Source organism: Paenibacillus sp. PK3_47 (assembly GCF_023520895.1).
Lineage (GTDB): Bacteria > Bacillota > Bacilli > Paenibacillales > Paenibacillaceae > Paenibacillus_AQ.
This window is the reverse complement of the sequence record NZ_CP026029.1, coordinates 2384420-2398992: the sequence shown is the minus strand read 5'-3', so window position 1 is coordinate 2398992 and position 14573 is coordinate 2384420. Positions and strand designations below refer to the sequence as shown.

The following is a 14573-nucleotide window of genomic DNA, read 5'->3' as shown; positions in this document are numbered from 1 at the left end:
AGCCATGCTTCATTTTGAATTTAAATAGAACAAAGTGTTGTATAATTGAGGCGCAGTTGCCTCAATTTGAGTGGAGGAGAGCTTAATTATATGTATCCACTGGACATTATGTCTTGGCTGACAGAGGAGCGTCTGCTGCTCCTGCTGGAGCAGTACCGCTCGCTGGGTCCCCTGCCGGGGATCCTGCTCAGCTTTATGAAATCCTTTGTGCCGCCGCTGCCGACGATAGGTATTGTGGGCTTAAACGGGGCGGTTTACGGTTTATGGCTGGGCTTTTTGTATTCCTGGATCGGACTTGTCGGCGGTTGCCTGGTTACGTTTCTGATTATCCGCAAGATTGCCTCACAGCGCCATCTGCAGAAATGGGCCCGGCGGCCAAAAGTGGCGAGAAGCATGAAATGGGTCCGTCAAAGCGGATTCAGTTATGTCTTCCTGCTCAGCCTGTTTCCGGTCGGGCCGTTCGTGGTCATTAACATGGCTGCCGGGCTTGCCGGTATGCGGCTGCGATCTTTTCTGCTTGCAGTGTGCGCAGGCAAAGCTATTATGGTGTTTGCGGTGTCGTACATCGGCAATGATGTGGAACGGTTTATCCGCCGTCCGGCGGAACTGATTTATGTGGCGGTCTTCATCGGAGTGTCTTTATGGTGTGTAAAGGCGATTGAAGCCCGGTTTGCCCGGGCAGCACGCGAACGGGAGGAGCGGCTTGCGCCGGAAGGGCCGTTACAGGGTAAATAGGCTGCTGACGGCGGGTCCTCCGTCTTTTCCGCTGATATGATGCCAGCTGTTCGTAGAAGGGTTGTAGCGGTAATCCGCACTCCACGCTGTAATATGGCTGACGATGCTCCGCACGGCGGAGACGATGCGTTCCACTTCGCCGCCGGTCATGATGGGATGGAGGGAGACACGGATCCAGCCCGGTTTCAGTGACTGGTCGCCGGTATTGATCGCCTGTATGAATTGATGGGAGAGGCTTGCGTCAAGATCAAGCAGATAGTGGCCGTAGGGTCCGGCGCAAGAGCAGCCTCCGCGGGCCTGGATACCATAACGGTCATTCAGAAGCTGGACAGCCAAATTATAATGAATATCCTTAAGTGTGAAAGAGACAATGCCGTGCCGAAGAGTATGACTGCCGGCCAGAACGGAGCATCCGAGTATGGTGCGGAGTCCGCTTAAGAGCTGTCCGCACAGCTCCTGCTCCCTGAGAATCATCCGCTGCCCGCCGCCATTCATCTGCTCCTTCAGCTTGAGGCACAGCGCCGTCCGGAAAGCCTGCAGGAATCCTGGTGTGCCGCCATCCTCGCGGATTTCCAAGGCATCTATGTAACGGCGTTCCCCCCAGGGATTTACCCAGACGACCGTGCCGCCGCCCGGCTCGTCAGGCAGAGCACCTCCGCACAGCGCGGCATCGAAAACAAGCACACCGCCTGTGCCCGGCCCCCCCAGAAATTTATGGGGGGAGAAGAAAATGGCATCCAGCTTCTCGGCAGCTGCAGCAGGGTGCATATTTATAGCTTCGTATGGTGCATTCGCGGCAAAATCAACGAAGCATACGCCCCCGTAACGGTGCATAACAGCAGCGAGTTTATGGTAAGGAGTCTGAATTCCGGTAACGTTAGAGCAGGCGGTGAATGAACCGATTTTCCAGCGCCGGTTCCGGTACCGCCTCAGCAGCTCCTCCAGCTGGCGGGGATCAATGTTCCCCTCCGCATCCGCCGGAACAGTGACTACATCGCCGATTCCTTCCTGCCAAGGGAGGATATTGGAGTGATGTTCCATATGGCTGATGAAGATGACAGGCCGTTCCTCCGGACTGAAGAATTGATCCTTCCGCAGCCATTCCGGAAGCCTCATGCCCATCATCCGCAGCAGCTTGTTAATGGCACCGGTTGTACCGTTGCCGCAGAAGAGCAGGACATCTTCCGGTCCGGCATTCACGTGCCGCTTGATGATATTTCTCGCTTCGGCATAAGCCAGTGTCATCGTAAGTCCGGTTGTATTCGATTCGGTATGCGGATTGCTGACATAGGGGCCAAACACTTCCTGCACTTTCCGTTCAATCGGCTCATACAGCCGTCCGCTGGCAGTCCAGTCGGCATACAGCAGCGGCTGCCGGCCGTACGGAGTTGTTATATGGTGGCGTATGCCGATTGTATGCTCCCGGAATGTTGCAAAATGCTCTTGCAGTGAAGCAGGCTCTTCCGCAGAAGAAGCGTGGTTGATGCTCAGCACAGACAATCCCCCCAGCCCGGTAATATCCAGTATGACGGGCATTGGAGGTCCTGAATCCGGCGTGTGAAGCCCGCTCTGGCCAGCCATCCTGAAGCCGTCACTTCTGGGCTCAGTATATGCCGTGCAGGGCAGATAGGTTAATGCCTATACCTACAGGTTTATATAAAGAGCTGCATATCGCTCTCCAGTGCATCCTTCAGATAGGCGGCGGCATCAATGATCTCCACCTCGGGCAGGAATTCCTCCGGCTTGAAGCCCATAATTTCCACAGAGAGCTTGCAGGCGTAGAACTTGATGTTTTTTTTGCGGGCACCTTTCAGGAAATGAATCAGCTTCGGCGCACCCTGATCCTCCATCATCTCCTCGAGCATCATCCGTCCCAGGCCGCTGAAATTCATCCGGGAGAGCGGCAGATGCTGCGGGCCCTTAGGCGTCAGCACATCCATCAGCTTTTCGTAGACGGTTTTATCCTCCAAGGTCATTTTCTCGGGATCACGGACGAGAAACAATCCCCAGAAAGCAAAAAACATCGTAACCTCCACATCAATATCACGTGCAGTATTGGCCAGGATCAGTCCGGCCATTGCCTTGTCATACTCTCCGCTGAACATCAGCAGATTTATTTTTTTATCCATTTCAGCATACCTCCGTCATAGCCAAGAATGTCATTAGTATGGTTGCCGGAAGGAGAAGTATGCCTCTTGTCACAGAAACACAAAAAGTACACCCCCGGGAGAGGATGCACTTTTCAGGAAGCGAGCTTAAGGATTTCCGCGGCAGGCAGCGGAGGGAAATACAGAAATCCCTGAATATAAGGGCAGTTATGCTGAATCAGAAACTCGGCCTGCTCCGGTGTCTCCACCCCTTCTGCTATCAGGTCATAGCCGAGCTGCGAGGCCACATACACGATCGATTTAATGATGGTTTCATCAATGGAGCTTACGCCAATGCCTGTTATGAAGGTGCGGTCGATTTTGATTTTGTTCACAGGAAAATGCTTCAAATAATTGAGTGAGGAATACTTTGTGCCGAAATCGTCTATCGAAACCATAATGCCGTGATCACGCATCTGCTGCAGCAGCGGATAATGCTCTTCCAGCAGAGCGGTGCTCTCGGTAATTTCAAATTCCAGCACCTTGCTCTCCAGGCCGTATTCTTCAAGAACCGCTAACAGATTCTCCATCAGATTGCGGTTGTAAAACCAGCTGCTGGAGATGTTGATCGATGTACGCAGCAGAGGCATCCCCTGCTTCTGCCACTCGCAGAGCTGACGGCATACTTCACGCAGTACCCAGTCGGTGAGCTGGATCATCAGCCCGGCTTCCTCCACGGCGGTGATGAAAGTGCCCGGCCCGATCAGTCCCTTTTCCGGATGGTTCCAGCGGATCAGCGCCTCCATACCGACCATTTGTCCGGTAGCAGCATTGATCTGAGGCTGGTAATGCAGTACAAATTCCTCATTCTGCAGTGCGGAGTGGAGATATTTTGCGATCATTGTTTTCTGCTCCAGCTTCTCGCGCAGCGCCCAGTCGAACACACAGTAATTGCAGTTGTCCTGCGACTTGGCCTGGTACATCGACATATCGGCGAAGACCAGCAGATCCTCTTTAGCCAGTGAATGCTCCGGATACAGAGAGATGCCGATGCTCGTCGACAAGCTCAAAAGTGCACCTGCAATGGACAGATTGCCGGAAATCAGCAGGCTGATCCGCTGCGCTATTACAGGGATTTGCTCCTGCGGCAGGCTGGCGAAAATCATTACAAACTCGTCGCCTCCGGTACGTGCGAACAGCTTGTAAGGAAGATTTCCGCTCCGCAGACGGTTCGCCAGCGTCTTAATGACCTGGTCGCCTGTGGAATGGCCGAGCGTGTCGTTGATTTCCTTAAATTTGTTCAAGTCAAAAAAGAACAGGGTATATGTATCCGTCGGTTCTGCAGACTGCAGCAGCCGTTCAAATTCATCCATAAAGTAACGGCGGTTGGGAATCCCGGTAAGACTGTCGTAATGAGCCAGCTTTTCGTACAGCCGTTTGGATACACGGAGATCGCGGGTGCGGATGCTGACCACACGTTCCAGTTCACGGTTGAACCGGTTCTGATGCCAAAAAATATACAGGGCAAACAGGGCCACAAGCAAAAAGGCGATATCAATCCAGATGATGCTGCGCAAAATTCCCCATTTTTTGTGTGATGAGAAGGGGGTCTTCATCTGCCACTGCTGATTATAAATCTGAATCGGTACAGAGATCTGCTCTTCTGATTGATCTGCCGGATGCCCGAACAGAAAAGCATTATCCTGTGCGGTTACAAAGGCAGGGGAGTCATCCTGAAGCAGATGGTCCACAACATCGTCAATGAGCAGGGTTACGGAGACGATGCCTTTGAATGTATTGCCGCTATAGATGGCCTGCCTGATCACCAGTCCGTAGTCTCCCTGGGCGAGTGTGCGCGGACCGTCTATCGTAATGCTGCGGGAGCGGATTGCCTCCTCGACCAGACCGGGCGTGGACAGGCCGGGATCGAGCAGAAGGCTTTTGCCCATAATTGTGGTGTTGCCGCGGAGCGGATAGAGATAGCGGATCAGTCCGTCAGGAGCAACAATTATATTCGTAACCTTGCCGGAATTGTTATAGGCTTGCCTTAAATATTGATTGATAACGGCTGGATCGGCATCAAAGCCGACAGTTTGGATAAACGAACTTACGCCTTTGACAATCGAGACCTTCTCTTCAATGTTCGAGGTCAGCATAACTGCGAGTGAGGACAGATCGGCTGTTTCAGCACGGTATTCCCGGTTGACCGACAAAGTGTAGTAATAGAAGAGAGAGAGCTGCAGTACGACTAAGAAGCCGAGGATGATCGTTAAAGGCTTTTTATTGATGAAAGCCATGACGTGCCTCCGATATTGAAAAAATTCAACATTTATTAATATGATTCACTAGAACCGGCCCGGGCCGCGGAAAAATGTCGAGATATGTCGTAGGTGTCACTATAGCATGTCATTTTTATCCGCTTAGTGCAACTAAAAACCTAATAGACATGGACCGTTTACTTGCAGGCTTCAAACAGCGGAATTCAGACAGGATGATTCATAACAAACTAAAACGGATAAATACGCTGCCCCTGCGGGTCAATGTACTTATCCGTTGCTTAAGACATTATTGTATTAACTGAAATTATGCAGATTCCGCTGTCTATTTCTTGAAGATGCCGAGCGGTGCGCCGACTGGAAGGAAGGTGCGGCCGAAATGGGCATTCAGCACAGCTGCGCCGCAGCCGTACAGGGATACGATACCGATAGCCAGTTCGGCAACGGCAGCCATCTTGTGGAAGAACTCGGCGGCAATTCCGAAGGAATCCATGGTCAGTCCAAGGAACAGGAAGTCGATCAGGATGAAGATGATCAGCAGAACTCTGTTGGCTTCAACTGCGCCGATGGTCATGAATAAAGTAAAGACCAGATATCCGAGGAAAACAAAACCGAGCTGCTTGGGATCTACCCCTTCTGCCAGTGTTGCTCCAAAGACGCCGAGTTTGATCAGCCAGCTTCCGGCCATGCCGAACCAGAAAAAAGCGTAGGCGCCAAAAGCGGTCATGCCGAAGGTATTGTTGTGCTTGGCATCCTGGATGGAAGCGAACAGCTGGGCGAAAGCACCGAGGAAGATAGCCCACGGAATACAGTAGCTCAGGCCTGTTGTAATTTCGAGTTTTTGTGAAGAAGCGACCAGGGTGACGATAGCCAATCCGAACAGGCCGATGGCGCTGGGGTCGGCGGTGACGATTTTGACAGATTGGGTTGACTGCGGTTGCGCTGACATAACAATTAAAGCCTCCAGTTTTCATAATTGTTCGCATAGGATAACAGCACCCGGACCGGGTGCTGTTATCAGCTTGCCTATCATATCATATCGCCAAGGGCTTGCCTATAACATAAATGCTCATTTCTTGTCAAATCCAGGGTTTTCTTTGGTTAAAAAGGAATATACCGCCGAAGCCTGGACCGGCCGGCTGATAAAGTATCCCTGCAGCTCATCACTGCCCAATTGGCGCAGCAGATCAAACTGCTCCTTCAGCTCTACCCCTTCGGAGACTACCCGCAGGCCGAGGTTGTGGCTCAAATCAATGATGGCCTTGACCAGGATATCCCCCTGCGAATCCGGAGTCATCTCGGCTACGAAGGAACGGTCAATCTTGACCACGTCCACAGGAAAGCGGCGGAGGTAGCTGAGGGAAGAAAAGCCTGTCCCGAAGTCATCCAGGGATATGCGGAATCCGTGCTCCCGGAGCTGGCGCACAGAGCCGGAGATGATGTCACCGGAAGCGAGGACACTCTCTGTAATTTCGAGCTCAATGCTTGTGCTGGCCAGTTCGTATTCATCCAGCAGTCCCAGAAGGAGCTCCTGGAGGCCGGGCTGCATCAGCTGCATGGCGGATATATTGACTGCCGCAGACAGCTGCAGGCCGCTCTCCCGGAAGCTGCACAGATCGGAGCAGACCTGGCGCAGCACCCAGCTGCCTATGTGGATGATGGCTCCGCTGCTTTCGGCAAGCGGGATGAATTCACCGGGAGAGACCGGCCCGTAGGTCGGGCTGGTCCAGCGCAGCAGAGCTTCAAGCTTGGATACCTGCAGGCTGCCCGAGCTTAGGATCGGCTGATAATGGATTTCAAATTCCTGATTGGCTGCGGCGGACAGCAGCTGTTGGGACAGAATCTTTTTGCGGCGGATACTCTCTTCAAGGACTTCTGAATATTGGAAGATATTATTGCGGCCGGTCTCTTTCACATGAAGCATGGCCAGATCGGCTTGTTTGACCAGGTAGTCTGCGTCTTCTCCGTTCTGGGGATAGATGCTGACGCCGATGCTGGCGGTATTATAAAGGAGATGCCCCTGGATCAGATGCGGCTCGGTCAGGACCTCCTGAATCTTTTTGAGCTGTGCCTCAATACTGCCGGAATCGGTAATGTCCGACAGCAGAATGGTGAATTCATCCCCGCCGAGACGGGAAATTACATCATTGCCGCCGATAACCTGGGACAAACGGGAGGCGATATCCCTAAGTATGTCATCCCCGAAGTCATGTCCGAGGGTGTCATTCACGGTCTTGAAATGATCCAGGTCGATAAATACGAGGACAATCTGCCGGCTGGTGCCTTTGGCGGAAGCAATGGCTTCATTAAGCTTTGCAAAAAAAAGCGAGCGGTTAGGCAGCTGGGTCAGCGGGTCAAGCATTGCCTGCTGGCGCAGCTCCTCCTGGGCCTGTTCCAGGGAATCGATCATCCGGTTGAACTCAAATTCAACTTCACTGAATTCATCCCTGCTGGAGCTTTTGATCCGGATGGACAAATCTTTGCTGTTGCCGATATTCCGGATATTCCGGATCAGGGAGGACATCGGTCCAAGCAGAAAACGGTTGATAAAGACCAGGCTGGCGAGGCACATCAGGATTGTAATGGCGAAAAAAGTGACCCGGAATACTGAAATGGCCTGCAATGCCGTTTCGTCAAGACGCTCAAACCGGTTCAGCAGCAGAAGATGCAGGAACAGGTAAGTGCTGCCCAGGCCCAGGAGGGCAATCGTACAAATGAAGATCACTATTTTTTTGCGGAGCTTCATGGTGTTCTCCTTTTATATTTAGACTTAAAAGGTAATATGTGCCAACTAATACAGTGTACCATGGCGGGGGAATATTTTGCAGAGCTTTTATCCCCAAAGTGTCGAAATTTGATGTATAATATTATCGATAATCATTATCATCAAATAATATATTGAAGGAGATAAATTATGGCATGAACAGATGGACATTATTTAAGAAGGCTACACGGTTTGGAACTTTTCCGGTAATGCTCATACCTGTTGTCCTGGGAAGCATCGGGGCGTACGTATGGGAGGGGGAATTCCATCCGTTTTTATTTGTTATAACGATTGTTGGGGCGGTTAGCGCTCATCTGTTCTCCAACATGATTAATGATTTATGGGATTTCCGCAACGGGACCGATACGGAGGCACACAATAATCCGGAGATGATTTCTACGAACTCGGGGTTTTTGTCACGCGGGCTGATGTCTGAATCGCTGTTTGGGGCGATGACCTGGGGCCTGCTTGCGGTAGCTGTCATCTGCGGGGCGGTGCTCAGCATTTATAGCGGCTGGCAGATTCTCTGGTTTGTGCTTGCCGGGGCCCTGATCGCTTATTTCTATGTTGCACCCCCGCTGCGTTTCGGGTACCGGGGAAAAGGCTACAGTGAATTTGCCATCTTTGCGGCCTTCGGCATTATGCCGGTGCTGGGCTCCTATTTCGTACAGACCGGCGGATTCAGCCTGAAGCCGGTGCTGCTGTCGCTGCCGGTCGGCCTGTTGACGACTCTGCTGCTGTTCAATCATCACTTCCTGCACTGGAAGGCAGACAAGCAGGCCGGCAAGCGTACGCTGGTTGTTGTGTGGGGGGAACGCCGTGCACTGGTCTTCTCCCGCATACTGCTCTACGTTTCTTACGCGTCCCTGGTCATCTGTGTGCTGTCCGGCGTGCTTCCGGTTTACGCGCTGCTTGCGCTGCTTACCGCAGCCGCACCTGTGCATATCTACCGCGGCCTGCAGCCGCTGAATGCGCCAGCCGCTTATCTGCCGCTGATGGGCGCTTCACAGCAGGCTTCTGTACGCTGCGGCGCCATTATGGCTGCTGCTCTGCTGATTCAAAGCTTTATGTAACACTGCTGGATTTCAAATCATACTTTGCGGAAAGAGAGTGATCCCATGGACAAACATACAACTCCCGGTGAAGAGACAAAGGCCGCATCCGTCAAGCAGACGGTGCTGGGTGATTTCCATACGATACTGGAAGAGGGAAAGGTCTGGAAGACCGGCGGCTTTACGCTGCCTGACGGTACCTTTTGGGCTTACCGGGAACCTGAAGCTGTAGTCATTGTACGGAACGGCATTCTGTATGTGCGGGCACAAATCAGCCGCCAGAACAACCAGGTGCAGATCCTCGACAATGCGAAGCATATGTATTATTCGGCCCAGCCGGTAGAAGTACCGGAGAACGGAGAGATCAGCTTTGAGTTGCAGATCCGGGCACGCACGCAAGGGACTGCACCGAACGATCTGTACGATGGCTATGTCTCGCTGAACCTGCTCGATTTCACAACCGGTGCGGCGCTTGATTTTTTTGCAGGCAACGACAAATATGCCAGTGTTTACGGTGTGCTTCCCTTCCCGGGTGTTAAGGTTCCGGATACCGGCGGTACGAAATATTTCTGCATTTTTACAGAAGATACCGACTTCAAGCCGCGTGAATTCAATACGTACAAAATCACTTACCACCGCGGTAACGATGAGGCTGTCTTCTATGTGAACGGCAAAGAGGTGCGCCGCGAACGGAATGTGCCGGTCAAGCTGAACAGCTTTACGGTCGCGCTGGGCATTATGACAGAGAAGGATCTGACACCGGAGGGCAGCGTATCTGCGCACGGCCAGACGGTTATTGCAGAATGGTCTCCGCTGACCATCACTACATCCGAACAATAATATGCCTAATTAATAGAGATAAGGATGGAGCGCCTTGAATGTAAGAAGCTTTCTGAGATTTGTAGAGCTGCCGACGAAGGTAGCCAGTGTAATTCCGTTCCTGATGGGTTCACTGTATGCCCTGTACCGGTTCGAGGATTTTTATATTCTGCGCTTTGCACTTATGTTCGTGTCCCTGCTAAGCTTCGACATGGCCACAACGGCGATCAACAATTATTATGATTACAAAAAAGCATCCAAAACGCATGGCTACGGCTACGAGACGCATAATGCCATCGTCCACTACAAGCTTAAGGAAACCACTGTGGTGGCGACGATCATTATTCTGCTGCTGCTGGCGGCGGGCGGCGGAATTGCCCTGGTCACACAGGTCGGCTTGCTTGTTTTTTTGCTCGGAGGCCTGTCGTTCCTGATTGGGATTCTTTATTCTTTCGGTCCGATCCCGATCTCGCGGATGCCGCTCGGCGAGCTGTTCTCCGGACTGTTTATGGGCTTTGTGATCATCTTCATCTCGGCCTATATCCACTCCGACCAGAGTGTCGTGACGCTCCTGCTGCAGAACGGCTGGATTGATCTTCATATCAATATCCTTGAGGTGCTGTATCTCTTCTGGTTCTCGGTACCGGCGATTCTCGGCATTGCCGGAATTATGCTGGCCAATAACATCTGTGACATTGAAGATGACGTGGAGAACCGCCGGTATACACTTCCCGTATATATCGGACGCAAGAATGCCCTTTTGCTGTTCAAGCTGCTCTATTATGTCTCTTATCTGGATCTGATTGTGCTGCTGCTGCTTGGTGTGAATCCGGTGCTGGTCGTGCTGCTGCTGATCACTCTGGTTCCACTGCGGCACAACATTGCGCTGTTTCAGGAGAAGCAGGAGAAGGCGACGACCTTTATTTTGTCGGTCAAAAATTTCGTGCTGATAAGCCTGGCACGGGTTGCTGTGTTGGGGCTGGCTGTACTGCTGGAGTCATTGAATATTTTGTAAGGTTATGAGCTTTCTACAAGCGGCACCTGCCGGATGATATCCGCGGGTGCTGCTTCTTTTTTGCCGGACCAGCTTAATAAGTCCTTAGAGATATCTATGATTCTGTGATAAGGTGTCCTTAGGTATCATTTGTATAGCAGTGGACAATAGAGTACAAGGAGGATGTGCATCTATGGCAGAGAAGCTTCGTTGGGGAATTATGGGCTGCGCACAGATTGCGACAAATTCGGTAATGCCGGCCATTCAGGAATCAGAATCCGGTGTGATCGGAGCGGTGGCGAGCCGGGGGCTGGATAAAAGCAGCGCCGTAGCGGAAGAATTCGGCATAGGCAAGGCTTACGGAAGCTATGAAGAGCTGCTGGAGGATAAGGATATCGACGCTGTGTATATCCCGCTTCCCAATCATCTTCACCGAGAATGGGTGATCCGGGCAGCCGAAGCAGGCAAACATGTGCTGTGCGAAAAGCCGGTTGCACTGAACAGCCGTGAGACAGCGGAAATGGTGGAGGCCTGCAGGAAGGCGGGCGTGCATTTTGCCGAGGCGTATATGTACCGGCACCACCCGAGGATTGCCGAGCTGCAGGACATTATTGCAAGGGGAGAAATCGGTGAGCTCCGCTCGATCCGTGGAACCTTTACATATAATGATGCCGCAGACACCTCCAATATACGCTTCAAGTCGGCCTGGGGAGGCGGCTCGCTGTACGATGTAGGCTGTTATCCGCTCAGTGCAGCGCGGCTTTTGTTCGGTGCAGAACCGGAGGCTGTGACGGTGCAGGCGATTTTCTCGCCGGAGCATGACAATGTGGATATGATGGCTTCCGGGCTGGTGGAATTTCCGGGCGGGACAAGCCTGATCTTCGACTGCGGTATGTGGGCCTACAACCGCCAGCTGCTGGAGATCCTGGGCACTGAAGGCATGATCGAAGTCCCGATGCCGTTCAATGCCAGATTTGAGGATGCCGGGTTTATTGTGCATAAGGGTGGTGAAGCGAAGCAGTTCGAGGCTACCGGTGCCAATCCGTATGTCTGTCAGGCCGATAATTTTGCCGCTGCTGTCTTTGGGGGCAAACCTTTAATGGCCGGGGATGACCCGGTGCTAAATATGACTCTGATTGAAACTTGTCTTGATTCTGCCCGCCGGCGGGTAAGAATTGAACTGTAAAGAATACTCTGCACAAAAGGGGCGGCCCTCTCAGCCGCCTCTTTTTCCTTGCGGCTGGACATTGTGCAGCGGGGGGTGATGCGATTACTCACAGGAGGACAGTTCTAAAATTTGATAGAATAGGAATTGTACTGGAAATCATTTCGCAGATGGATACATTTACTATTTGGTCCGAAAGGGGAATGTAACTATGGGTTCGGCAGGAGAGCCGGTAATATCGATTTCAGGCTTATGGATGAATTACAGTGACAGGATGGTTTTGCGCGGGATTGATCTCGAGGTGCACAGGGGGCAGATTATCGGATACATCGGCCCCAACGGGGCAGGCAAGAGTACGACGGTTAAGATCATGCTTGGTCTGGTGGAGGGATATAACGGTACGGTGAAAATTTTCGGCAAAGATATTGCGGATGGAGATACCGCATACAAGCGGCGGATCGGCTATGTGCCGGAGGTTGCCGAGCTGTATGACAGTCTGACAGCCCGCGAATATCTGACCTTTATCGGCGAGCTGTACGGCATGAAGCAGAGTGATGCCGGCATCAAAGCCGAACGGCTGATGAGGCTGCTGAATCTGGAGCATGCTTACGACATGCGGATCGCCTCCTTTTCCAAAGGGATGAAGCAGAAGGTGCTGCTCATTTCCAGCATGCTGCATGATCCCGATATCCTGTTCCTGGATGAGCCGCTCAGCGGGCTGGATGCGAACAGCGTCATGGTGGTGAAGGAGATTTTTGCTTCCCTGGCGGCAAGGGGCAAGACGATTTTTTATTCCTCGCATATTATGGATGTCGTCGAGAAAATCAGCAGCCGGATCATTCTGATCGACGGCGGAGATATCGTTGCGGACGGAAGCTTTGTTGAACTGAAAGAGAGAAGCCGGGAAGGCTCGCTTGAAGAAATTTTTAACCGGCTGACGGGCTTTGACAAGTACCGGGATATTGCAGGGGAGTTCGTGGCTGTCATTGAAGAAGGTGGGGCGCATGAATAATTTCTATGTGCTGAGACTGCTGGATTTTTTCCGGGGCGGATTCGTTAAAATCGGTGTAGACTATGAGCTGCTGCGCACTATTCTTCAGGTCAAGCTCACCATGGACGGGAGAAGAACACCTACTGTGCTCTCAGGGGGACGGAACGCTCAGAAGAATAATGAGGGTTCACCGCTTCAGGTGCAGTGGCTGTATTTGATTTTTGGACTGATGATGATCGCGCTTGTGTTCCCCAAGGACAATCATATGCTGATGATGAGCCTGCTGTTCAGTGTGGTGATGTTCATGATTACGACTACGCTGATCTCCGACTTTTCTTCAGTCATGCTGGATTTAAGGGATAAAAGCATCCTGTTCGTCAGGCCGGTGAACCGCCGGACCCTGAATATGGCCAAGAGCATACATATCCTCATTTATCTGATTACAGTAACGCTGACCTTTACAGGCCCGTCGCTTATCTTCTCCCTGTTCAGGCACGGGTTGGTGTTCTTCCTTGTGTATGCGGCGGAGATCGTCCTCATGGACTGCTTCATACTTGTCGTTACCGCGCTGCTATATTTGCTGATCCTCAAGTTTTTTGACGGCGAAAAGCTGAAGGACATGATTAACTATGTACAGATTATTCTGTCCGTGGGGGTAGTGATCGGTTCCCAGCTGGTTTCCCGCCTCTTCAACATCAGTGAATGGGGAATTACCTTTAGCGCAGACTGGTGGAATTTTCTCATTGCGCCGGTCTGGTTCGCAGCCCCGTTTGATGTGCTGATCGGCGGCGCGCGGGACACCCGCCTGGTTGTGCTTTCCATACTTGCGTTTGTTGTTCCGCTGGTGCTGCTTGCAGCTTATGTGATGCTGATGCCTGCGTTTGAACGGAGTCTGCAGAAGCTGGCGTCGCAGGAGGCGGCGGGAAAAGACAGCGGCCGGCTGGCACGACGGCTTGCGGGAATTTTTTGCCGGAGCAGTGAAGAGGGCATGTTCTTCCGGTTCACCTGGTCCATGATGAAGAACGAACGGGACTTCAAGCTGAAGGTGTACCCGTCCATCGGCCTGTCGCTGGTCTTTCCGTTTATTTTTATGTTTAACCAAGTCTGGAGCGGCGATTTGGAAAGCATGAGGAACTCCAAGGCCTATCTGCTCATTTATTTCTGTGGAATGCTGCTGATGACTGTTGTGCAGATGCTGCGTTACTCGGCAAGCTACAAAGGAGCCTGGATCTATAAAGCGATTCCATTACCGAACGAGTCTGATGTGTATTCCGGTATGCTGAAAGCGGTGCTGCTGAGACTGATGCTTCCCTTGTTTGTTCTGGAAGCTGCAGTGTTCGTCTGGCTCTTCGGTATGCGTATTATGCCGGACCTCGCCGTGGTGCTGACCTCTCTGCTGCTGTATGCCGTTATATGCTTCCGCACGATGCCGCGGATGCTGCCGTTCTCGGAGAAATATGAAGCGGCAAAGCAGTCTGAATTCAAGGGCTTTTCATTTATGCTTCTGTTTATTTTAGGGGGAATGGGCGGTCTGCATTTTGTCTTCACCCTGTTCCCTGGAGGGATTTACATCTGTCTGGCAGTTCTGGTAATTGCAAATGTCTGGTATTGGCGTGTATCCTTCCCCCGGACATCCCGGCGGGACGGGAAAAGTCCGGCGCTGGACGTCTGAAAATACCGACAAATATGT

At 52.1% G+C, this 14573-nt stretch carries 12 protein-coding genes; 7 read left to right on the top strand and 5 right to left on the bottom strand.

Features of this window, described 5'->3' with window-relative positions; all coding sequences use genetic code 11:
- The first annotated feature begins 90 nt into the window (after positions 1–90).
- Positions 91–735, top strand: a complete 645-nt coding sequence (locus tag C2I18_RS10765; protein WP_249901176.1) for a TVP38/TMEM64 family protein — start codon at positions 91–93, stop codon at positions 733–735.
- Here C2I18_RS10765 and C2I18_RS10760 read toward each other — a convergent pair.
- From C2I18_RS10760 to C2I18_RS10740, 5 genes are all read right to left on the bottom strand, one after another.
- The gene (locus C2I18_RS10760; protein WP_249901175.1) at positions 721–2271 is read right to left on the bottom strand and encodes an aminotransferase class V-fold PLP-dependent enzyme; all 1551 of its coding nucleotides are present in this window, start codon (positions 2269–2271) and stop codon (positions 721–723) included. The two genes, C2I18_RS10765 and C2I18_RS10760, sit on opposite strands and share 15 nt — an antisense overlap.
- Positions 2272–2387: 116 nt before the next feature.
- Entirely contained in the window at positions 2388–2864 is a 477-nt protein-coding gene (locus C2I18_RS10755) for a DsrE/DsrF/DrsH-like family protein (protein ID WP_249901174.1), read from the bottom strand.
- Positions 2865–2977: 113 nt separating this feature from the next.
- Complete coding sequence (locus C2I18_RS10750; RefSeq protein WP_249901173.1) at positions 2978–5119, bottom strand: putative bifunctional diguanylate cyclase/phosphodiesterase; 2142 nt, start codon at positions 5117–5119, stop codon at positions 2978–2980.
- A gap of 304 nt (positions 5120–5423) precedes the next feature.
- Positions 5424–6047 carry an acetate uptake transporter gene (locus tag C2I18_RS10745; RefSeq protein ID WP_249901172.1) on the bottom strand — a complete coding sequence of 208 codons (624 nt, stop codon included), beginning with the start codon at positions 6045–6047 and terminating at the stop codon, positions 5424–5426.
- Between the two features lie 120 nt (positions 6048–6167).
- On the bottom strand, positions 6168–7844 hold the full coding sequence (locus C2I18_RS10740) for a putative bifunctional diguanylate cyclase/phosphodiesterase (protein ID WP_249901171.1): 1677 nt from the start codon (positions 7842–7844) through the stop codon (positions 6168–6170).
- Positions 7845–8017: 173 nt separating this feature from the next.
- Between C2I18_RS10740 and C2I18_RS10735 the strand changes: the two genes are divergently transcribed.
- The 6 genes from C2I18_RS10735 (at position 8018) to C2I18_RS10710 (ending at position 14555) form a co-directional block, all read left to right on the top strand.
- The gene (locus tag C2I18_RS10735; RefSeq protein ID WP_249901170.1) at positions 8018–8935 is read left to right on the top strand and encodes a prenyltransferase; all 918 of its coding nucleotides are present in this window, start codon (positions 8018–8020) and stop codon (positions 8933–8935) included.
- Between the two features lie 45 nt (positions 8936–8980).
- Positions 8981–9754 (top strand): DUF6081 family protein, encoded by a 774-nt coding sequence (locus tag C2I18_RS10730; protein WP_249901169.1) that lies wholly within the window; start codon positions 8981–8983, stop codon positions 9752–9754.
- 34 nt (positions 9755–9788) lie between these two features.
- Positions 9789–10748 (top strand): 1,4-dihydroxy-2-naphthoate polyprenyltransferase, encoded by a 960-nt coding sequence (locus tag C2I18_RS10725; protein WP_249901168.1) that lies wholly within the window; start codon positions 9789–9791, stop codon positions 10746–10748.
- Positions 10749–10920: 172 nt separating this feature from the next.
- On the top strand, positions 10921–11913 hold the full coding sequence (locus C2I18_RS10720; RefSeq protein WP_249901167.1) for a Gfo/Idh/MocA family protein: 993 nt from the start codon (positions 10921–10923) through the stop codon (positions 11911–11913).
- Between the two features lie 190 nt (positions 11914–12103).
- Positions 12104–12904 carry an ABC transporter ATP-binding protein gene (locus C2I18_RS10715; protein ID WP_249901166.1) on the top strand — a complete coding sequence of 267 codons (801 nt, stop codon included), beginning with the start codon at positions 12104–12106 and terminating at the stop codon, positions 12902–12904.
- Entirely contained in the window at positions 12897–14555 is a 1659-nt protein-coding gene (locus C2I18_RS10710) for a hypothetical protein (RefSeq protein ID WP_249901165.1), read from the top strand. The genes C2I18_RS10715 and C2I18_RS10710 overlap by 8 nt, the downstream gene beginning before the upstream one ends.
- Positions 14556–14573 lie beyond the last annotated feature (18 nt).